The sequence below is a fragment of the Streptomyces sp. NPDC043896 genome, assembly GCF_056435605.1.
In genome coordinates, this window is record NZ_JBWKEE010000008.1 from 25,223 (window position 1) to 44,589 (window position 19,367).

Genomic DNA, 19,367 nt, shown 5'->3' on the forward strand with positions numbered 1-19,367 from the left:
GCGCGTCAGCGGGCGCCGGGCAGGGACCCGGCCAGCCGGAGCAGTTCCACGAAGGCGTCGATCCCCGCGGGGACCGGCCAGGACAGGTCGCGCATCGCGGCGAGGTCGGCGGCGGCCCGCGCGGCCACGTCCGGCACGCCCGCGTCGACGGCCTTGGCGAGGACCTACCAGCCGGCCTCCCAGCGGGAGCGGGTGGGGTCCGCCTGCACGGCGGCGACGACCGCGATGAGGAAGGCCAGCTGGCGGTCTCCGCGCTCGGGCAGGGCGAAGGCGCCGGGGTCGGCCAGGACCCGTTCCGGGTCGGGGAGGTCCAGGTTCTCCAGGTAGGTCAGCAGCTCCAGGCCCGCCCCGTCGCCGACGGCCCCGGTGAGCGCGGCGGACAGCGCCTCGCGGCCCGCGCCGGCCGCGTATCCGGTGGCCAGCAGCCGCAGCGCCATCTCCCAGGTGCGCGGGGAGGGCCAGGCCCGGCCGCGCGCCTCGGCGTCGTTCGGCATGTGGTGGACCAGGCCGGGCCGGGCCGTGAGGAAGCCGGACACCGCGCCCCGGGCCCGGGCGACGGCGCCGGCGGAGCGGGCGGGGTCGACCACGGGGAGGACGGTCGCGGGCCAGGTGCCGGCCAGGCCGCGGGCGACGGTGCGCGGGTCGTGCGTCCAGTCCAGGTGGACGAAGCGGTTGGCGAGGGGCGCGCTGAGGTGCCAGCCGTCGGCCGCGCTGGCGGGCGGGTTGGCCGCCGCGACGATCCGTACGGACGCGGGGAGCCGCAGGCTGCCGACCCGGCGTTCGAGGACCACGCGCAGGAGGGCGGCCTGTACGGCGGGCGGGGCGGAGGACAGCTCGTCGAAGAAGAGCAGGCCGTGTCCGGTGCGGGCCAGGCGCACCGCCCAGTCGGGCGGGGCCATCGGGACGCCGGTGGTGGCGGGGTCGTCGCCGACGATGGGCAGGCCGGCGAAGTCGGAGGGCTCGTGGACGCTGGCGACGACGGTCTCCAGGGAGACACCGAGGGAGGCGGCGAGCCGCTCCATGCCGGCGGACTTGCCGATGCCGGGCTCGCCCCACAGCAGGACGGGCTGATTGGCCGTCACTGCCAGCGCGAGGGCCTCCAGTTGATGGTTCGCGGCGGGCTCGGTACGGGTGACGGCGAGCCGGGCGCCCAGCGCGTCGGCGGCGGCCAGGGCGGGCGGGGGTGCGGTGCTCATGCCGCGCCACCCCCGTCCGTCAGCGCGCCGCCCGGCTGCGCGCCGCCCGGCTGCGCGCCGCCCGGCTGCGCGCCGCCCGGCTGCACCCCGTCGTCGGGGTCGCCGAGGGCCGCGTAGCCGTCCTCCTCGTACTCCTCGTCGAAGTCGCCCCACTCCACGCGCTCGTCCATGAACTCGTCGTACGCCTCGGAGTTGATCCCGGGGTGGCGCTCCTCCACGAGCTCCTTCAGGAAGTCCAGGTCGGTCCGCTTGTAGCGCCGCACGACCTGGCCCAGTGACAGATCCATGTCGTCGACCACGTCGGTGCGGGCGCCGGCCGCGAGCAGCGCCCGTACCAGGGAGGCGGTCCCTCCGTTCTGGACGGCGCACTGGAGGGGGGTGCGGTCGCAGTCGTCCCGGTCCTCCAGGCCGAGTCCGGCCTCCAGCAGCCGGGGCAGCAGCTCCTCGTACCGTACGAAGGGCAGCAGGTGCAGCAGCCCCTGTCCCCTGCCGTTGCGCACACGGGGGTCGAGCCCCGCGTCGAGCAGGGCGAGCACCCCGGCGGTGTCGCCGTGCTGGACGCGCTCGAACAGCTCCCGCCGCTCGGCGCGCAGGGCGCGCGGCAGCCGGCCCTTGCCGGAGGTCCAGGCCTCCCGCACGGCGAAGCAGCCGGCGACGGCGCCGCCGAAGGCCCGCAGGGCCCGCTCCCGCTGCTGCTCCTCGGCGCTGTGCGGGAGTTCGAGTACGCCGCCCCGGGAGCGGACCTCGTGCCACTCGCCGAGGCAGCGGACCCGGACGGGCCGCGGCGCGGCGGGGCCGGGCGGCGGTCCCGCGGCCGGGCCGGCGGCGGGGAAGAGGGCTGCGGCGACGAGCGGGTGCAGCTCGTGCGCGGGGGTGCGGCCGGTGCGCACGAGGTACGGGTCGGGCAGGGGCTGCCAGGCGTGGTCGGGCAGCCGGGGTACGTCGCGCATCTCGGACGGGTCGACGAGCCGGGCCCGGAGGGCGCCGTCCGGGCCGCCGGTCTCCACCAGGAGCAGGCAGCGCCAGTGCGGGGTGAGCCGGAACCGGTCGCCCGCGCCCGCGCCGGTGAGGCGGCGCACCCCGGCGGCGAGCCGGGCCGGGTCCGCCACGGCGGCCTGCAGCGCGGCCGCGGCGTCGTTCCAGCGGTAGGCGTTCGGCGGGGGCGTGAGGTCCAGTGCGATCCCGGCGGCGGCGAAGGCCTCGACGGTCTCCCCGCGCCACTGGAGCAGGGCGGCCCACTCCGCCCGCCCGGCGGCGTCGGCGGGGCCGGGATCGGCGGTGGGCAGCTCGTCCTCGCCCAGCGGGGTGCCGTCGGCGCGGAAGAAGGGCATCCGGTCGGCGGGTCCGGCGTGGGAGCGCAGTTCGGCGGCGTGCCGGGCGTCCCAGAACCAGCGGCTGCGGGTCCAGTCCTCGGTGACCCAGGAGGCGTAGGAGTGGCGTCGCATCTCCGGGTCGACGGGGGCGCAGTGCAGCCGGAGCCGCTGCGGGCCGTCCACCATGGCGCGGGTGGTGACGTACAGGACGGGCGCGTCGGGGCCGGAGCCGTAACGGGCCAGCACGGCACGGCGGTTCGGGGCGAGGACGCTGCGGCCGCCGAGGACCCGGGGCAGGTGCCAGCGCAGCAGGTCGGGGGCGAAGTGGCGCAGGTCCTCTGCCACCGCCCCGGCGAGGGCGGTCCCGGAGCGGGCGGCGAGGGCGGGCAGGTCGACGGCGGCCTCGACGCCGGCGGCGGTGCAGGCGGCGCGCCAGTTCCCGGCCAGGCGGTGCGTGGTGGCCCGCTCGATCATGGCGGCGGGCACGGCGTAGCGGCGGGCCCGCTGCCAGGCCGCCGCGTCCTCGGGCGGGATCCCGCCGGGCAGGGCGGTGCGCGCGCTCACCGGTACACGCTCCCGATGGCCCTCAGGTCCGGGTGGGAGGCGCGGGCGGGGCGCAGCCGTTCGGCGAAGGAGCGCTTGATGCGGCGGGGGGTGCCGGGGCCGAGGCCGACGTGTTCCAGCGGGGCGTCGTCGGGGAGGGCGGCGAGCAGGCTCTTGGCTCCGCGTCCGGTGATGCCGGTGTGGCGCAGTTCCAGGCGTCGGAGCGGGCTGCCGGGGAGGGCGGCGGCCAGTGCGTACGCGCCTTCGTCGCCGGTCGTGTTGCCCGCGGATCCGAGGCTGCGCTCGGACATGGTCCGGCCGAGGTCCAGGGCCTCGATGCCGCCGAGGGCGTCGGCGAGGGCGCGTGCTCCGGGTACGCCGATGCCGTTGCCGCCGAGGCCGAGGCGGACGGGGCGGTCGGGGCCGGCGTCGGCCGCGGCGGCGGCGATGACGGCGGCGCCCTCGTCGCCGAGGTGGTTGGCGGGTACGTACAGTTCGCGGACCCCGGCCTCCCGGATGAGGGCGGCCAGCAGGGGGGCGTCTTCGGCGGTGAGGCCGTTGCCGCCGAGGTGGATCCGCTCCAGGGGTGCCTCGCGGGTGCGCAGGGCGTCCAGGAGGAGGCGTACGCCCCCGGCGCCGATGCCGGTGTTGACGAGGTCGAGGGTGCGCAGGGCGGTGTTGCGGCGCAGCAGTGCGGCGACGGTGCGGGCGCCGTCCTCGTGGAGGGGGTTGCGCTTGAGCCAGAGGGCGCGGACGGCGGTGTCCCCGGCGAGGGCGTCGGCGAGGGCGAGCGTGCCGTCGGGGCCGATCCGGTTGCAGCCGAGGTAGAGGGTGCGGATTCCGTGGTGGCCGCCGGCGGCGGTGAGGGCCGCCGCGAGGGTGCGGGCGCCCTCGTCGGCCAGGGAGTTGGTGCCGAGGAGCAGGTGCGCGGCGTGCGGGGAGCCGAGGGCGACGGGCAGCAGGCGGGCGGCTCCGGCCGGGCCGAGGCCCTGCTTGCAGAGGTCGACGCGGCCGTCCGCGCGCAGGGTGCCGAGGGGGAAGGTCTCGTCCGTCTCGACGGGGCGGTCCTGCGCGAGGCGGGCGAGCAGCGGGGCGAGGCCCGCCGGGTCGGCGAGCGGCAGGTCCGGGTGCTCGATTGCGGGGCACCGTACGGGCGTCGGCCGTGTCATCACCATTCCACCGGTTCCTTCGCCGGCGCCCGGCGACCCTGCGAGTTGACGGAAACGCGGTGTGCGGGCACGTCTTCGCGCCGCGATGCCGCGTTTCCGGCATGACGGAAGAGAAGGCAAGACCGGTCGGATTCGAACCGACGTCCTCCAGCTCGATGCTTGGGCGCGACGACCTCTGCGCTACGGCCTTGCCGACGGTGATCATAGCGGCCCGGCGGCCGGAATTCGATCACCAGTTTGACTCGTTGTGGATGCCGGGCCTACCAGTTCCCGTCGTCCACCGGCTTGCCCGGGCGCGGGGCGTTGCCGAGCGGCAGGACCTGGCCGGGTGCCGGGGGCGTCCAGGGGGTGTGGTCGTCGCCGAGCCAGTCGCCGACGGGCTTGACCCCGCCGAGGGGGCCGGCCGCCGGGAGGTCGGTGCCGGTCTCGTCGTAGTAGTCGTACCAGGGCAGCCCGGCCCGGGTGTAGGCGGCGCGGTCCACGGGCGAGGGCGGTGCCTCCTCCCCGGTGATGCGCCGCCACTCGGGCGGGGTCACCAGGTGGACGAAGACCCGCGCGGCCGGCCGGCCGGCCCAGGCGGAGGGCTCACGGTCGTCGCGGTAGACCTCCTGGCGCATCGCGCCGCCCACGCCGAGCCCCATGGCCGGGGCGGGCGCCCGGCGAGCGGCCGGGGGCGCGGGGACGGAGCCCGGGGCGGCGGGCACGGAGCCCGGGGCGGCGGCGGCCATCGGCATGGCGGGCATTCCCGGCGGGGCGGGCATCGCCGGCGGGGCGCCGTAGCCGCCGGCCGGACGGGCCCGCGCCAGGCGCTCGCGCTCCTCCTCCCGCCAGGCCGCGAGGGCCTCCGGGCCGAGCGGGAAGGCCTGGAGCTGCACCCCGCCGGTGACCTCCTCACCGGTGACCTGCCCCTCGACCGTGGCACCGAGGCCGAGCGGTACGGCGACGAACTGGCGCACCGTCCCGTCGCCGGAGTTGATCCCGTCGAGCCAGGGCTGACGGGGCAGCACCACGTAGTTCTGCGGCCCGCGCTCCAGCCGGCCGGTCCACCGCTTGCCCGAGACGGCGCACACCTTGCCGACGCCGACCTGGAGCGCGGCGGGCTCGCGCGTCCCGCCGAAGCTGAGCCACATGGCCTCGCGCAGGTACACCGGCAGCATCACGCCGCCCTTTACCCGCCATTCCGGCGGCACGGTGTCCGGGTAGTCCTCGACCCGCCGCAGCGGGAACTCCCCCAGGCCCGGGGGGAGTGCGTGCGTACCCGACTCGGGCAGGCGCAATGTCCGGATGAACCGGATCCGTACGCTTTCCCCCAACAGGAGCGTGTTGCCCTCGACCCTCGCCGCGCCCATCGCCTCGTTCGCCACCGCGGAAAGCCCCCTTCTTGCGCCGTCCGCCGGAACCCGCCGCAAGATCCACGGCAGAACCGGATTGTTATCCTCAAGTTTTCCTCAGATGTAGTGACGGTGCGGCCGTCACCTTCCTAGCTTCCTCATACACGTGCCCCCGCGCCCCCGCGGTTCCGCACGCCTGCCCCCGTTCCCGCGACGTCCCCCGGGATTCCGCGTTCCCGAGGAAAAGAGTTCAGCATGAAGGTTCCCAAGGCCGGCGCGGTCGCCACGGTGATCGCCCTCGCCGCCACCGCCTCCGGCTGTGGTGGTGAAGCCCCCAAGGAGCCCATCTCCATCGGCATCAAGTTCGACCAGCCCGGCATCGGGATGCGCGAGAGCGACGGCACCTTCACCGGTTTCGACGTCGACGTGGCCACGTACATCGCCAAGGAGCTCGGCTACAAGGCGGACGAGATCGAGTTCAAGCAGGTCTACAGCTCCGACCGGGAACTGCTGATCCAGTACAACGAGGTCAAGTTCGTCGCCGCGAGCTACACGATCAACGACAAGCGCCGCGAGAAGGTCGAGTTCGCCGGTCCCTACTTCGTCGCCCACCAGGACGTGATGATCCGGGCCGACGACAACTCGATCACCAAGCCGGAGGACCTGAACAACAAGCGGCTGTGCACCGTGAGCGGCTCCACCTCCGCCGAGAACATCCGCAAGAACCTGGCGCCGAAGACGAGCGTCCTGGAGCTCGGCGGCTACTCGGAGTGCCTCGTCGCCCTCAAGGAGGGCACCGCCGACGCGATGACCACCGACAACTCCATCCTCGCCGGGTACGCGGCGCGGAAGGGCAACACGGGCAAGTTCAAGCTGCTCGGGCTGAACCTGAGCAACGAGAACTACGGTATCGGCCTCAAGAAGGGCGACAACGACCTTCAGCGGAAGATCAACACCGCGATCACCAAGATGGTCTCGGACGGCTCCTGGGAAGCCGCCGTGAAGAAGCACTTCGGCCCTGCCAACTACAAGTACGAGCCGGCGCCCCAGGTCACGACCGGCCACTGACGGACCCCGGGGCGGGGGCCCCGTCCGGCCCCCGCCCCGGCCCCTACGCGAGGGGCGCCTTGCCGCGCAGCACGGTCAGGAATTCGCGCATCCAGGCGGGGTGGTCGGGCCAGGCCCGGGCCGAGACGAGCGTGCCGTCGACCACCGCCTCGGAGTCCCGGAAGCCGGCCCCGGCCGCCTTCATGTCCGGCTCCAGCGCCGGATAGGCCGTGACCTGCCGCCCGTCCAGGGCGCCGCTCGCCGCGGTGATCAGCGGGCCGTGGCAGATCTGCGCGATCGGCTTGTCGTCCCCGGCGAAGGCGGCCAGGATCCGCCGCACCTCCGGGTCGTTGCGCAGGTACTCCGGCGCGCGCCCGCCCGGGACGACGACGGCCGCGTACTCGGCGGGGTCCACGTCCGCGAAGGCGATGTCGGCGGGCCAGGTGTAGCCGGGCTTCTCCGTGTAGGTGTCGAAGCCCTCCTCGAAGTCGTGGACCACGAAGCGCAGTTTCTTGCGCGCGGGCGCCGCGATGTGCACCTCGTACCCCTCCTCCCGCAGGCGCTGGTAGGGGTAGAGCACCTCCAGGGACTCCGCCGCGTCACCGGTCACGATGAGGATCTTCACTGCCATGGGCCACTCCGCCGTGAGCTGTCGACGGCCGCTCGGACCGTCTTGGGCACCGGCTACCGTGCCCGCGCGCGCGGGCGGACAAACACCAAGGTGCACACCGCCGACATGTGGTTTTCACCTGTAGGGCACATGACAATACGATTCTCGCCCTGCCACCTGACACCTCGCCAACTGCCATGGCGGGGACGGTGTTTGTGAGAGGGATCCCCCACGTCATGAGAATCTCCCGAACCGCCCCCTGGGCCGCCGGCCTCGCCGCGGCCGCGCTGTTCCTCATACCGGCCAGCGCCACCGCCGGCCAGCAGCGCACCGCACCCGAAGCCGCGCAGGCCGCTCCCCAGGCCGCCGCGACGGGCGTGGACGCGTACTACGCGGCCGCCGAGGGCAAGACCGGCGCCGCGCTGAAGACCGCGCTGCACGGCATCGTCAGGAACCAGTCCAAGGTGAGCTACGACGGCGTGTGGAACGCGCTGAAGGTCACCGACCAGGACCCCGCCAACCCCAACAACGTCATCCTGCTCTACTCGGGCCGCTCCCAGTCCAAGTCCACCAACGGCGGCGGCGTCAACGACTGGAACCGGGAGCACGTCTGGGCCAAGAGCCACGGCGACTTCGGCACCGCCACCGGCCCGGGCACCGACCTGCACCACCTGCGCCCCGAGGACGTCACGGTCAACAGCACGCGCGGCAACAAGGACTTCGACAAGGGCGGCAGCCCGGTGTCCGAGGCCCCCGGCAGCTTCACCGACGCCGACTCCTTCGAGCCGCGGGACGCGGTCAAGGGCGATGTCGCGCGCATGCTGCTGTACATGGCGGTGCGCTACGACGGCGGTGACGGCTTCGCCGACCTGGAGATGAACGACCGGGTCAACAACGGCAGCGCCCCGCTCTTCGGCCGGATCAGCCTGCTGAAGCAGTGGAACCAGATGGACCCGCCGGACGCCTTCGAGAAGCGCCGCAACCAGGTCATCTACGACACCTACCAGCGCAACCGCAACCCGTTCATCGACCACCCGGAGTGGGTCAACTCCATCTGGTAGCAGCCGGCTTCACCCCGGAGGTCCCGCGCGGTGCGGGCCCCGCCGGGGGTGTCCCGGAAGGTCAGGGCCCGCCGAGCCGGCCGGCCAGGGCCTGGAAGTCGGTCCAGGGGGCCTGCGGCGGACGCGGGTCCCAGACCTTCTGGGACAGTGCGGCCAGTGGCAGCCGGATGCCCGCGGCGACCTGGTCCTGGGTCTGGGCGCCGGCCAGGTCGCACCAGACGGCGAGGCGGGCCCCGAGGATCTGCGCGTCGTAGCGGGCCGGGACGGCGGTGCTGCCGCGCAGGACCCGCGGGGTCCACTCCTCGTAGATCCGCCTGCCGGTGGGGTAGGTGAACTGGTTGGGCTCGCCGAGCACGTAGTACAGGTACTCGTCGTTGAGGTTGACCACCTTGCGGCCCTCGTCCAGGTACTCCAGCGGCGGCCGGGCGCCGATCTCCTTGCCCGTCCAGTACTCGGCCTGGATGTCCGGGGCGGCCTTGGCCGTTCCGCCCCGGAAGAAGCCGTCGTTCCATGCCTTGAGGGCCTTGCCCGACGGCCGGACCACGGCCGCCCGGTCGTTCAGCCAGCCCGTCGCCAGGTCCTGCACCCGGGCGGTGGGCCCGTAGCGGGCCCGCGCGGCGCTCGCGAGGCCGGGGAAGGAGGCCTCGGGGTCGCGGACCACCAGGGCCTGGTACTCGTCGGCGCCCAGGTGCCAGGCGCCCGCGGGGAAGAGGGGCAGGTACTCGCGCAGCAGCTCGTCCACGAGCCGGGCCGAGGCCGGGTTGGCTATGTCCACGGCGCCCTTCACGGCCCGGCCCGCCGCGTCGCGCAGTTGCAGCTCGGGGTGGACGCGGAGCACGGCGCCGAGGTGGCCGGGCGAGTCGATCTCGGGGACGACCGCGATGTGCAGCCGGGCGGCCAGGGCGTTGATCCGGCGCACCTCGGCCTTGGTGAGGTGCGGGGTCGAGACGATCTCGGGGTGGGTGTCGGACTCGATCCGGAAGGCCTGGTCGTCGGAGAAGTGCAGGCCGAGCTGGTTGAGCTTGAGGTCGGCCATCTCGCGGAGCCGGCCCTCTATCCACTCCGGGGTGAAGTTCTTGCGGGCGATGTCGAGGTTGAGGCCGCGCTGCGGCTTGGCCGGGGCGTCCTTCACCGTGCCCTCGGGGGCCGTGCCGGCCCCGCGTATCGCCTGTTTGAGGGTGCGGGTGCCGTAGAAGACGCCCGCCTCGTCGGGCCCCGTGATGTGGGCCCGGCCGCCCTGGACGGTGAGGGTGTACGACTCGGCCGGGCCGGAGCCCTTCGCGGCCAGGGCGAGCTGGACGTCGCCCGCCCGCGGCTGGTCGGACTCTGCGTACCCGAGGCGCAGTTCGCCGGCCAGGAGCTTCCCCTCGTCGGCGAGGGCCGCGCTGTCCGCGGGGGCGACGAGGACCCGCGCGCCGGGGGCGGGTTTCCAGCCGGGGCCCCGGGCGGGCACGTGCTCGCGCACGGCCGGCACGGTGCGCGGGGCGCTGGAGAGGGGGTACGAGGAGGGGGGCGGCTGCGGGGCGGGCGCCTCGGAGGTGCCGGGCGCCGGCACGGGGGTGGGGGGCGCCGCGCCCGGGGCGGCACGGCCGTCCTCGGCCCCTGCGGAGCAGGCGGGTACGGCGAGGACGGCCAGCGTGGCGGCCGCTGCCGCCGCGATGGTCCGGACCCTGCGGAACCGCCCGGTCGTCTGCCTCATGATGCTCCCGTGTCCCCCGTACCAACCTGGCACGGGGGACCCGTTCGCGCGACCCGGGGCGCCGGCCCGCCCGGTGCTACGCGGCTTCCCGCGCGGCTGACTCCGCGTGGTCCAGGGCCGCCAGGGCCTCCAGGGCGGCCGTGCCGAAGCCGTGGTCCTGCGCGGGGGCCCCGCCGCCGATGCCGAGGGCACCGATCAGGTGGCCGTCGCGGTGGACGGGTAGCCCGCCCGCGATGAACAGCAGCGGCCGGTCGAGGGCGGTGGGCAGGGTGTGGAAGGGGCCGCCGGGCAGGACGGCCTCGGTGAGGCCGGCCGTGGGGGCGTTCAGCTGGAGGGCGGTGAAGGCCTTGCGGGTGCTGGTCTCGCCGGAGATCAGGACGGCCCGGTCGTCGCGGCGGAAGGCCAGCGGGTGGCCGCCCGCGTCGAGGACCGTGACGCTGACCGCGACCCCGGCCGCCTCGGCGGCGGTACGGGCGGCCGTGACCAGCAGCTCGGCGTCCTCGGTGGTCAGCGGGGAGAGGGCGGTGCGGGTGGCGGGGGCGGTGCGGGACATGGGGTGCTCCTGTTGCGGGGGGGGTGTTCGGGTGGCGAGGGGGATCGGGCGAGGGGATCAGTGGTGCACCGGGGCGGGCCCGGACGCCGGGGTTCCGGCGGCGACGACCCGGCTCGCGCCGTCCGCCGCGCGGCGGCCCGTACGGCGCTCCAGCGCGCCGGAGACGAGGGCGAGGACGAGGGCGGAGGCGGCGAGGGCGGCACCGACCCAGTTCGGGGCGGTCCAGCCGAGACCGGCGGAGATGACGAGCCCGCCGAGCCAGGCCGCGAGGGCGTTGCCGAGGTTGAAGGCGCCGATGTTGACGGCGGAGGCCAGCGTCGGGGCTCCGGCGGCCTGGTCGAGGACCCGCTTCTGCAGCGGCGGCACGGTCGCGAAGCCGAGGGCGCCGATGAGGAAGACGGTGACGGCCGCGCCCGCCTTGTCGTGGGCGGTCAGGGTGAAGGCGGCCAGGACGACGGCCAGCGCGCCCAGGGACACGTAGAGCATCGGCATGAGGGCGCGGTCGGCGTAGCGGCCCCCGACGAGGTTGCCGCTGACCATGCCGAGCCCGAAGAGGACGAGCAGCCAGGTGACGGAGGTGTCGGCGAAGCCGGCGGCGTTGGTCAGCATCGGGGTGATGTAGGTGATCGCGGCGAAGACCCCGCCGAAGCCGAGGACGGTCATCGCCATGGCGAGCAGCACCTGGACGTTGCGGAACGCGGCCAGCTCGTGGCGGACCCGCACGCCCTCGGGGCGGGGCAGGTCGGGGACCAGCCGGGCGATGCCGAGCAGGCCGAGGACGCCGAGGGCGGCGACGATCAGGAAGGTGACGCGCCAGCCGAGGTGCTGGCCGACGAGGGTCCCGAGCGGGACGCCGACCACGTTGGCCACGGTCAGGCCGGTGAACATCATGGCGATGGCGCCGGCCTTCTTCTCGGGTGCCACGAGTCCGGCGGCGACCACCGAGCCGATGCCGAAGAAGGCGCCGTGGGCGAGGGAGGCGACGACGCGCCCGGCGAGCATCACGCCGAAGGCGGGGGCGAGCGCGGAGAGCAGGTTGCCCGCGATGAAGAGGCCCATGAGCAGCATCAGCATGCGTTTGCGGGGGACGCGGGTGCCGAGGACGGTCATCACCGGGGCACCGAGGACCACGCCGAGGGCGTAGCCGGTGACGAGCAGGCCGGCGGTCGGGATCGAGACGCCGTAGCCGGCCGCGACCTCGGGGAGGAGGCCCATGATCACGAACTCGGTGGTGCCGATCCCGAAGGCTCCGATGGCGAGGGCGAGGAGCGCGAGAGGCATGACGAAGCTGCCCTTCAGGGGTCGAGGGGGTGGGGTGGAGGAGCGTCCGACGAGTTTTTGCGCTCGCCGATTACGCTCGTCCACATTAATTGCAGACGCGGGATATTTGCAAGCGCGGGCTTTTGCGCCGTGGCCTATCCTTGGCGGTACACGCGGCGGGACCCCGTACTCCCCCGCCGCCCGCGCCACCCGGGGACCCCGGTGCCCACGACACCCGTACGGAACGACGACGGAGGAGCCCCATGACGGCCACGGACAGCGCACTGACCCGCCTCGCCCAGGGCTGGTGCGCCCTCTCCCTCCTTCACGGCCGCATCGAGGCCCACATCGAGCGCGCCCTCCAGGCGGGCCACGGGCTGAGCGTGCGCGAGTACTCGCTGCTGGACGTCCTCAGCCGCCAGCACGACGGCCCGGGCGGACACCTGCGGATGCACCAGGTGGCGGACTCCGTGGTGCTCAGCCAGAGCGCGACGACCCGGCTGGTCAGCCGGCTGGAGGACCGCGGGCTGCTGAGCCGCTACATCTGCGACACCGACCGCCGGGGCATCTACACCGACGTCAGCGAAGCGGGCCTGGACCTCCTGGCCCGGGCCCGCCCGACGAACGCCGCCGCGCTGCGCGAGGCCCTCGACGAGGCCGCGCTCGACCCGGAGCTGGCCCCGCTGGTGGCGGCGGTGGAGAACACCCCGCGCTGAGAACACCCCCGCCGGCCGGGGCCGGCGGGGTCAGCCCCGCGGCTTCGAGGGGGTCGGAGAGCTCTCCGGCAGGCCCGCGCCGGTCCCCGGGACCGGGGTCGCCGAAGGCGGCAGCTGCGAGACCGGCGGCGTGGTCCGGGACGGCCTCCCCGGCCCCGACGGAACCGGGGTGGGCGTCGCCTGCCCGGTGCCGGCCCCCGCCGGAGCCGTCGCCGGCGGCGGCGTCGCGGAGGAGGCCGACGGCGACACGCTCGGCCGTGGCGCGCCCGTCGGGGACGCCGGGGACGCCGGACCGAGCTCCGGCGGCGCGGCGGGCGGCTCCGGGCGGACCGGCCGCTGAGCGGGCCCGCCGAGTACGAGGTGGCCGGCCAGGACCGCCGCGGCCAGGCCGGACAGACCCGCGAGGGTCCACGCCCCGCGCCGCAGCCACAGCGAGCGCGGCGAGAGCCGCCGCAGGTGCGGCCCGGGCGGATCGGCGGGCCGCAGCGAGCGGACCGTCACCTCCTCGGCCCGGGCTTCCAGGGCCTGGCGCAGCCGCCGCTCCACGGGGCGTTCGCCGTCGGGCGCGTGACCCGTAGAACCGGTCATACCCGTCCCTCCAGAATCCTCTCCAGCGCGTCCAGGGCGCGGCTGGCGTTCGACTTCACCGCGCCCCGGCTGATGCCCAGGGTCTCGGCGATCTCCGCCTCGCTCATGTCGGCCCAGTAGCGCAGCACGAGCACCTGGCGGCGGCGCGGGGTCAGCCCGCCCAGCGCGGCCAGCACCTCGCGGTGCGCCTCGCCCAGGACCACGGACGCCTCGGCGGAGGGGACGTCGGCGGTGACGGGCGGGATCCAGGCGCGGGCGGTGCGCCGGCGGCGCAGCACGGACCGCGCGGTGTTCACCACGGCGGTGCGCAGGTAGCCCAGGGCGTTGTCCACCTCCGCGATCTCCTCCCCGTACCGGCGGTAGAGGGCGGTGAAGGCGTCCTGCACCACGTCCTCGGCGGTGCCCAGGTCGTCGACGAGGAGCACGGCGAGACGGACCATGCCCAGCCGGTGGGCGTGGTACAGCTCGCTGACGGTCGGCGGGCGCGCGGGGGATCCCCCCGGTCCGCGGCCGCCGGTGCCGTGCCCGTCGCCGTACACGCCGTCGTACGAGGACGAGGACGAGGACGCGTAGGTGTACGGGTACGGGTATGGGTGCGCGTGCGCGCCCGCCGCGGGTCCGCCGGGGCGGGCCGCCGCCGGCGCGGGGCGCTCGCGGCGCGAGAGCCACCACCACAAGCCCCGCCACGCCCGGGCGAGGCCGGGCGTGAGGGGGCTGGCGGTCGGTGCGAGTTCGAGCACGGGTGTCCTCAGTTGCCGGCGCGGCGCCGCACGGCGAACAGGGCGCCGCCGCCGGCGGCGACGAGCGCGGCCGCTCCGGCTCCGAGGGCGACGGTGGTCGCCGAGGAGCCAGTATGCGCCAGCTCGGACCCGTCACCGGAACCGGCGGCCGGGGCGGGCACGGCGGAGGGCTGGGCACTGCCGGCCGGCGAGGTCGGGCTGGGCTTGGCGCCGGCCGGCACGGAGGGGACCGGGGTGGGCTTCGCCGTGCCCGGAGCCGACGGCACCGCGCTCGGCAGGCCGCCGGCCGGGGAGGTCGGGGCCGGGCTCGGCGTGGCGCTCGCCGGCACCGTCGGGACGGGGCTCGGCGCCGCGCTGCTGGTGGGGACCGGAGCGGCGGCCGCTCCCGGCGCCGCCGACACCGGCCCGGCGAGGGCGAGGACCGCCCCGGCGGCGGCAGCGGCGACGGCCGCCTTGCGGGCGGTGACGGGGGCGACGCGCTTCAGGTTCTTCACAGTGGCTCTCCACGGTCGGTCGGGGGCGGGAACTCCGCCCTTCACCCCCGCACGACGCGCGAGTCCCCGATCGGTTGCCGCCGTTCCCGAAAAACTTTCCGCGGGTTTGCGGCCTCCCCGGTTCACGGGCGCGGCGGCGGCCAGGGGACCTCCTCCAGCAGCGGCAGCAGCACCTCCTCCTCGTGGTCGAGGTGGGCCGTCAGCTCCTCGGTCATCCGCGCCAGTTCGGTGCGGAACCGGTCGGGTTCGGCGATGGCCACGTCGCCCAGCAGGGTCACGAGTTCGCCCTGGACGCGGGCGAGGGTGCGGTGTTCCTCGCGAAGCCGCGCGAAGACGGGCGCCAGGTGCGGGTGGTGCAGGGCGATCCCGGGGAACAGGTGGGCGTCCTCGCTGGTGTGGTGGAACTCCAGGCCCTGGCAGAAGGCCAGGCAGCGCTGGCGGATCTGGAGTCCGAGGCCGGGTGCCGGCGGAGCGCCCGGACCGGTGTGGGCGGCACGGGCGGCGAAGTGGGCCTCCGTCTCGGCGTGGACGTGGCGCAGTTGGGCCCGTAGCCAGGTGTGGACCTCCAGGAGCTTCCCGGCGAGGGTGCGGACCTCGGCGGGTTCCCGGCCGTCGGGGTCGGCGGACTCCAGGCGGACGACGGGGAGCCGGCGGGTGGTGCGGGCCTGGTAGTCGGCGTAGCCGGGGGCGGTGCGCACGACGGCCTCGAAGAGTTCGTCGCGCAGGGCGCCGTCCGCCGGGATGGCGAGGGCCTCGAAGGTGTCGGCCCCGAGCTCCACCCGGACCTGCGGGTGGGCCAGGAGGTTGTGGTACCAGGCCGGGTGGCGGGGGGCGCCGAGGTTGGAGCCGACGACGAGGAGGACTCCGTCGTGGCGGACGAAGCCGAGCGGGGTGGTGAGCTCGGCTCCCGACCTGGCGCCGGTGGTGGTGAGCAGGAGCAGGTCCTCGCCCTCGAAGTAGCCGCCGACCTTGCCTCGGTTGGCGCGGAACTCCTCGATGACGGAACGGTTGAAATCCTGGGCGGGCGTGGGCACGTGTGTTCTCTCTCTGCGCAGGCCGGTCCCGCACGCCGCCGGTCCCCCGGCGGGCCGCCGTGGAGCGGGGCCGGCCGGGGCGGGGCATGCGGAACCGGGCGTACGGACGTACGCGCGTGGTGAAGGAAAAGGGGGGCGGGCGCGGCTCGGAGGCCGGCCCGCGACGCGGGAGCCGTAGGTACGGCTGCTGCGCGTCAGCTGCGGGTCGCGGAGTACTGACTCATGGCGTGTCCCTGAGTGAAGGGTGTTCGCCCGATCACCGGCCGGCCCACTGCTCTTTGGCCGGAGTCACGCGACACCGTCCGCCATTAGACGCGGGATGCCCGGGGGTTGTCAACGCCGTTGATCTCGCGCGCACTTCCGCAGGGCCCGGCCCAGGACGGCCACGCCCTCCTCGATCTCGCCCGCCGGCCCGGCCGCGTACCCGAGGACCAGGCCCGGCGGCCCCGGCCTCGGACCCGTGGCGGGACAGGGAGGTCCGGGACCTGACGGTCACTCCGGAGAAGGCCGGCGCGTGGTCGACGCCGGTCCCGGGGGGCGTCAGGGCCGTGGACGGACGCCCGCGCCGGCCCGGGCCTGCCGATCAGGTGCCGGCGGGCACCAGCACCACGGCCGTGCCGTAGGCGCACACCTCGGTGCCGACGTCCGCGGCGTCGGTGACGTCGAAGCGCATCATCAGCACGGCGTTCGCGCCGCGCGCCTTGGCCTGCTCGATCAGCCGTTCCATGGCCTGGTTGCGGGTCTCCACGAGGGTCTTGGTGAGCCCCTTGAGCTCGCCTCCGATCATGGACTTCAGGCCGGCCCCGATCTGGCTGCCGAGGTGGCGGGAGCGCACGGTGAGGCCGAAGACCTCCCCGATGACCTGCTCGACCCGGTAGCCGGGGACGTCGTTGGTGGTCACGACCAGGACGCCGGTCTGATGGGCGCCGGGGCCGCCGCCGTAGTCTTCGATACCCATGGGCCCACTCTGCTGCCGGGGGCGGCCGCGCGCATCCGCAGGGGCCGCTGCCCGCGGGCTCGCGGGATCCCGGCCGGCGGGCTTCCGGCCGGCGGGCTTCCGGGGCGACCGGGCGGCATTGAAGATATTGCGCATATCGGGCTAATCGGCGGAGCGTCGGCGGCCGCTGCCCGGGACTCCTCGTCATAGTCGTCGGTGGCAGCCCCCGGGGCCGCCACCCCCCGCCGCGCCCCGCGGCCGGGCGGAAGCCTTCGTGGAGGAGCGGCTCATGCTGAAGCCCACCCGGACCATCCTCGCTCTTGCCGCCGGCAGCATGGTGCTCGGCCTGTTCGGTTCGGGCGTCGCCGTCGCGGCCGACGGTCCGGTGGACAAGGGACCCGGCGCGGCGCAGGTCCGCGGCGACGACGACGGGTACGACGAGTACTCCGAGTACGACGACGGGTCCGAGTACGACGACAACGACGGGGACCAGGGCCGGGACGAGCCCGTCACCTACCCCAAGCCCGACTACGCCTGGGGCCGGGTCGTCTCCCAGGGCCCCCTGAAGCTCCGCGCCAAGCCCAACACCCACTCCGAGGTCCTGGGCAAGGTGCACCCGCGCCAGAAGCTGTCGATCGTGTGCAAGAAGCGCGGTGAGCGGGTCGACGGCAACAGCGTCTGGTACCTGGTGCAGCGCAAGAACGGCGACGACCGCGCGGCCGGCCGGATGTACGACCACGAGCGCGCCTGGGTCTCCGCCCGCTGGGTCAAGGACATCACCCCGGTCAAGTGGTGCCGCTGACCCTGCGGGTCCCGCCGGCGGGCGTACGGAGCCCTCGCCCCGTACGCCCGCCGGCGTGTCAGAAGTCCCCGTAGTTGACCTGCCAGGTCGGCAGGCCCATCCGGCGCCAGACCGCGACCACCCGGTCCCGGTCGTCGAGCGACACCCGCACGGCGTAGCGGTCGCGCACGTGCGCGTCGAAGAGCTCGGCCTTGACGACGTCGTCGCGCCGGGTGTCCCCCGCCGCCCGCATCCACAGCTCGTCGTACGGCACCTCGTGGCGCCGCAGCCAGGACTCCGTCTGCTGCCGGTGCTCCTCGCTCCGCCCCGACAGCAGCACGATCGTGTCGCCGTCCGCGCGCCGGAAGGCGTTCAGCGCGTACCGCACCGGTTCGTTCAGCAGGTCGAGTTCGCAGCGCGAGAAGTCGTACGGACCCCGGTCGCCGGTGAGGGCGAGAGTGCCGTCGATGTCGCACATCACGGCGGGCGGCAGGGCCGGGTCCGCGACGTAGGGCCGCACGGCCGGCTGGTCGTTCAGCCACTCCGCGGTGAGCCGCCAGCCGCCCTTCTTCGCCTTGGCGTGCTTGTCGGCGAGTATCCGGATGATCTCCTCGCCGACCGGCCGCTCCCGGGCGGCGTCGCGGCGCAGGCACTCCTCGACGGGCACGTCGGTGAAGTCGTGCACGACGAAGGTCGCGCGGCCGCCCACCGCGGCCTTGAGCCTCTTGGGGATGTTCGAGGTCAGGTGGGTGTTGTCGACGACCACGTCGAAGCCGCCCTCGACGGCCGCGCGGACCGCGGCGTCCTGGACGGCGAGCACGGTCTGCTCGTGCCGGTACGAGCGGCCCCGCTCGGGGTCGGGCACGTCGAGCATGGCCCGCAGGTCGTCGAGGTTGACCCGGCGCATCCTGCCCCCGGCCTCGGCCTGGAGGGCGCGCGCGGCGGTGGTCTTGCCCGAGGCCGGCAACCCCGTCATGACGTGGACCACGGGGAGTTCGGGCTCTTCGGACACGTTCAGTTCTCCTCGTCGGTGGTGTAGGGGTCGGCCGCCTCCGGCCGTACGGCCCGCCAGCTGACCAGCTCGGTCGAGCGGCCGTCCAGGCGGGTGAACATGGCGGAGCGGACCTGGCCGGCGGGCATCTGCCGCGCGGCCCGGGCGAAGGCGGCCCGGTCGTCCGCCAGGTGCGCGAGCGAGTCGAAGGCCTCGTCGATGGCCCGCTCGTGCTGCGCGAACGCCTCCTCCAGGCCCTCGGTCACCTTGCGCACCCAGGCGTCGAACTCGTCCGGCACGTGTTCCAGCAGTTCGTCCAGCGGGCGCCCGCCCTTGGAGCGCACGCCCCCGAGCTCGGCGACCGAGCAGCCCAGGCCCTGCGCCAGGATCTTGACGGACGTCCCGGCGAAGCGCTGGATGCCGTGGGCGCGCCAGATGTCCCGCTCGGTCACGCCGGTCAGCAGCTTGTGCAGGCGTACGTACTCCGAGAGCTTGGCCTTGGCGCGCACACCGGAGGCGAAGCGCAGGACGAAGCCCTCGGCGTCCGTGCCGGTCGCGGACCCGCCGCCGGGCAGGGTGTTGGACTCGGCGAGCGCGAGGATGTCGGCGAGCGGCATGGCGGGCCACACCTTGACGACGGAGCCGATGCCCTGCCAGTGGCCGGCGGCCTCGGCGAGCGGCACCTCGGTGCCGTCCCGGCCGAAGGCGGCGAGCAGGACGAGGTCCCGGCGGTCGCCGTAGTTCACGACGATCCGGTTCTGCGGGTAGAGGATCTCCGCGAGGTAGGTCGTACCGGGCACGAGGGCCGAGGTGTCGCGGGTGTCGAGGTGCCGCTGTGCCCAGGTGGCCTGGCCGCTGATGAAGGAACCCTTGGAGGCGACCCGCCAGTGGTCCGCGTAGTGGAAGACCACGGCGAGGCTGCCGTCGACCTTGTCGTACACCTCGAAGGCCTCGTCGGGCAGGGCCGGCGCGTAGGGGCGGCCGGAGGTGTGCTCGCCGACGTTGAAGAACTTCGGCAGGGGCAGGGCGACGACGGCTCCGGTCTCGTCGTCGGCGACGAGACCGCGGCAGCGGATGGTGACCTGGTTCCAGACCTGCTCGTACTGGGCCGTCCGCGTGTACGTGTAGATGGACAGCGGCAGTTCGGGGTGCTGTTTGCGGGTCACGTGCCCGGCTTCGATGGCGTCCGCCAGTTCCTGCGCGGGCAGCAGGCCGTGCAGAGTCAGGTGGGCCTGGCTCATGGGTTCCTCCCGGTTCGAGATGGCTCATTCTCGCGTGCGGGAGGAGCGGCCCGGTAATCAATT

Annotated in this window: 18 protein-coding genes, 1 tRNA gene and 1 pseudogene; 4 read left to right on the forward strand and 16 right to left on the reverse strand. The window is 74.7% G+C overall.

The window, feature by feature from the left end:
* Positions 1-5 precede the first annotated feature (5 nt).
* The 5 genes and pseudogenes from AC069X_RS13640 to AC069X_RS13660 all read right to left on the reverse strand — a co-directional run bounded on the left by AC069X_RS13640 (position 6) and on the right by AC069X_RS13660 (position 5,570).
* Positions 6-1,196 (reverse strand): annotated as a pseudogene (locus AC069X_RS13640) (AAA family ATPase).
* A complete protein-coding gene (locus AC069X_RS13645; protein ID WP_478728253.1) occupies positions 1,193-3,073 on the reverse strand; it encodes an ankyrin repeat domain-containing protein in 1,881 nt (626 codons plus the stop codon). Before AC069X_RS13645 ends, AC069X_RS13640 begins: the two are co-directional and overlap by 4 nt.
* Entirely contained in the window at positions 3,070-4,221 is a 1,152-nt protein-coding gene (locus AC069X_RS13650; protein WP_478728763.1) for a leucine-rich repeat domain-containing protein, read from the reverse strand. The genes AC069X_RS13645 and AC069X_RS13650 overlap by 4 nt, the downstream gene beginning before the upstream one ends.
* Positions 4,222-4,338: 117 nt before the next feature.
* A tRNA-Arg gene (locus AC069X_RS13655) sits at positions 4,339-4,411 on the reverse strand.
* Positions 4,412-4,481: 70 nt separating this feature from the next.
* The gene (locus tag AC069X_RS13660; RefSeq protein WP_478728765.1) at positions 4,482-5,570 is read right to left on the reverse strand and encodes a hypothetical protein; all 1,089 of its coding nucleotides are present in this window, start codon (positions 5,568-5,570) and stop codon (positions 4,482-4,484) included.
* Between the two features lie 237 nt (positions 5,571-5,807).
* Between AC069X_RS13660 and AC069X_RS13665 the strand changes: the two genes are divergently transcribed.
* On the forward strand, positions 5,808-6,620 hold the full coding sequence (locus AC069X_RS13665) for a glutamate ABC transporter substrate-binding protein (protein ID WP_478728255.1): 813 nt from the start codon (positions 5,808-5,810) through the stop codon (positions 6,618-6,620).
* Between the two features lie 43 nt (positions 6,621-6,663).
* Here the strand turns inward: AC069X_RS13665 and AC069X_RS13670 are convergent, their stop codons facing one another.
* Entirely contained in the window at positions 6,664-7,230 is a 567-nt protein-coding gene (locus tag AC069X_RS13670) for a DJ-1/PfpI family protein (protein WP_478728257.1), read from the reverse strand.
* A 215-nt stretch (positions 7,231-7,445) separates the two neighbouring features.
* Here AC069X_RS13670 and AC069X_RS13675 point away from each other — a divergent pair, with 215 nt between their 5' ends.
* Complete coding sequence (locus AC069X_RS13675) at positions 7,446-8,270, forward strand: endonuclease I family protein (protein ID WP_478728259.1); 825 nt, start codon at positions 7,446-7,448, stop codon at positions 8,268-8,270.
* A gap of 61 nt (positions 8,271-8,331) precedes the next feature.
* Here the strand turns inward: AC069X_RS13675 and AC069X_RS13680 are convergent, their stop codons facing one another.
* From AC069X_RS13680 to AC069X_RS13690, 3 genes are all read right to left on the reverse strand, one after another.
* Entirely contained in the window at positions 8,332-9,969 is a 1,638-nt protein-coding gene (locus AC069X_RS13680; protein WP_478728260.1) for a beta-N-acetylhexosaminidase, read from the reverse strand.
* Positions 9,970-10,045: 76 nt separating this feature from the next.
* Complete coding sequence (locus tag AC069X_RS13685; RefSeq protein WP_478728262.1) at positions 10,046-10,522, reverse strand: GlcG/HbpS family heme-binding protein; 477 nt, start codon at positions 10,520-10,522, stop codon at positions 10,046-10,048.
* Positions 10,523-10,579: 57 nt separating this feature from the next.
* Entirely contained in the window at positions 10,580-11,803 is a 1,224-nt protein-coding gene (locus tag AC069X_RS13690) for an MFS transporter (RefSeq protein WP_478728264.1), read from the reverse strand.
* 242 nt (positions 11,804-12,045) lie between these two features.
* Between AC069X_RS13690 and AC069X_RS13695 the strand changes: the two genes are divergently transcribed.
* The gene (locus tag AC069X_RS13695) at positions 12,046-12,498 is read left to right on the forward strand and encodes a MarR family winged helix-turn-helix transcriptional regulator (RefSeq protein WP_478728266.1); all 453 of its coding nucleotides are present in this window, start codon (positions 12,046-12,048) and stop codon (positions 12,496-12,498) included.
* Between the two features lie 30 nt (positions 12,499-12,528).
* On the opposite strand, the gene AC069X_RS13700 is transcribed toward AC069X_RS13695, so the two are convergent.
* The 5 genes from AC069X_RS13700 to AC069X_RS13720 all read right to left on the reverse strand — a co-directional run bounded on the left by AC069X_RS13700 (position 12,529) and on the right by AC069X_RS13720 (position 16,312).
* A complete protein-coding gene (locus AC069X_RS13700; RefSeq protein WP_478728268.1) occupies positions 12,529-13,086 on the reverse strand; it encodes a hypothetical protein in 558 nt (185 codons plus the stop codon).
* The gene (locus AC069X_RS13705; protein ID WP_478728269.1) at positions 13,083-13,826 is read right to left on the reverse strand and encodes an RNA polymerase sigma factor; all 744 of its coding nucleotides are present in this window, start codon (positions 13,824-13,826) and stop codon (positions 13,083-13,085) included. Before AC069X_RS13705 ends, AC069X_RS13700 begins: the two co-directional genes overlap by 4 nt.
* Before the next feature lie 8 nt (positions 13,827-13,834).
* On the reverse strand, positions 13,835-14,320 hold the full coding sequence (locus tag AC069X_RS13710; RefSeq protein ID WP_478728271.1) for an LAETG motif-containing sortase-dependent surface protein: 486 nt from the start codon (positions 14,318-14,320) through the stop codon (positions 13,835-13,837).
* Positions 14,321-14,442: 122 nt separating this feature from the next.
* Complete coding sequence (locus AC069X_RS13715) at positions 14,443-15,354, reverse strand: nitroreductase/quinone reductase family protein (RefSeq protein ID WP_478728273.1); 912 nt, start codon at positions 15,352-15,354, stop codon at positions 14,443-14,445.
* A gap of 583 nt (positions 15,355-15,937) precedes the next feature.
* Positions 15,938-16,312 carry a YbjQ family protein gene (locus tag AC069X_RS13720; protein ID WP_478728275.1) on the reverse strand — a complete coding sequence of 125 codons (375 nt, stop codon included), beginning with the start codon at positions 16,310-16,312 and terminating at the stop codon, positions 15,938-15,940.
* Positions 16,313-16,580: 268 nt separating this feature from the next.
* On the opposite strand from AC069X_RS13720, the gene AC069X_RS13725 reads away from it, so the two are divergent.
* Positions 16,581-17,093, forward strand: a complete 513-nt coding sequence (locus tag AC069X_RS13725) for an SH3 domain-containing protein (protein WP_478728277.1) — start codon at positions 16,581-16,583, stop codon at positions 17,091-17,093.
* Positions 17,094-17,151: 58 nt separating this feature from the next.
* On the opposite strand, the gene AC069X_RS13730 is transcribed toward AC069X_RS13725, so the two are convergent.
* Both AC069X_RS13730 and AC069X_RS13735 read right to left on the reverse strand, forming a co-directional pair.
* The gene (locus AC069X_RS13730) at positions 17,152-18,084 is read right to left on the reverse strand and encodes a phosphatase domain-containing protein (protein WP_478728279.1); all 933 of its coding nucleotides are present in this window, start codon (positions 18,082-18,084) and stop codon (positions 17,152-17,154) included.
* 2 nt (positions 18,085-18,086) lie between these two features.
* Positions 18,087-19,304, reverse strand: coding sequence for an RNA ligase (locus tag AC069X_RS13735; protein ID WP_478728281.1), 1,218 nt, complete (start codon positions 19,302-19,304; stop codon positions 18,087-18,089).
* Positions 19,305-19,367 lie beyond the last annotated feature (63 nt).

Bases quoted from the DNA above. Each gene is read 5' to 3' on its own strand.
- AC069X_RS13650 (WP_478728763.1), bottom strand. From the start codon at position 4,221: ATGACACGGCCGACGCCCGTACGGTGCCCCGCAATCGAGCACCCGGAC.
- AC069X_RS13660 (WP_478728765.1), bottom strand. From the start codon at position 5,570: ATGGGCGCGGCGAGGGTCGAGGGCAACACGCTCCTGTTGGGGGAAAGC.
- AC069X_RS13665 (WP_478728255.1), top strand. From the start codon at position 5,808: ATGAAGGTTCCCAAGGCCGGCGCGGTCGCCACGGTGATCGCCCTCGCC.
- AC069X_RS13670 (WP_478728257.1), bottom strand. From the start codon at position 7,230: ATGGCAGTGAAGATCCTCATCGTGACCGGTGACGCGGCGGAGTCCCTG.
- AC069X_RS13675 (WP_478728259.1), top strand. From the start codon at position 7,446: ATGAGAATCTCCCGAACCGCCCCCTGGGCCGCCGGCCTCGCCGCGGCC.
- AC069X_RS13680 (WP_478728260.1), bottom strand. From the start codon at position 9,969: ATGAGGCAGACGACCGGGCGGTTCCGCAGGGTCCGGACCATCGCGGCG.
- AC069X_RS13685 (WP_478728262.1), bottom strand. From the start codon at position 10,522: ATGTCCCGCACCGCCCCCGCCACCCGCACCGCCCTCTCCCCGCTGACC.
- AC069X_RS13690 (WP_478728264.1), bottom strand. From the start codon at position 11,803: ATGCCTCTCGCGCTCCTCGCCCTCGCCATCGGAGCCTTCGGGATCGGC.
- AC069X_RS13695 (WP_478728266.1), top strand. From the start codon at position 12,046: ATGACGGCCACGGACAGCGCACTGACCCGCCTCGCCCAGGGCTGGTGC.
- AC069X_RS13700 (WP_478728268.1), bottom strand. From the start codon at position 13,086: ATGACCGGTTCTACGGGTCACGCGCCCGACGGCGAACGCCCCGTGGAG.
- AC069X_RS13720 (WP_478728275.1), bottom strand. From the start codon at position 16,312: ATGGGTATCGAAGACTACGGCGGCGGCCCCGGCGCCCATCAGACCGGC.
- AC069X_RS13725 (WP_478728277.1), top strand. From the start codon at position 16,581: ATGCTGAAGCCCACCCGGACCATCCTCGCTCTTGCCGCCGGCAGCATG.
- AC069X_RS13735 (WP_478728281.1), bottom strand. From the start codon at position 19,304: ATGAGCCAGGCCCACCTGACTCTGCACGGCCTGCTGCCCGCGCAGGAA.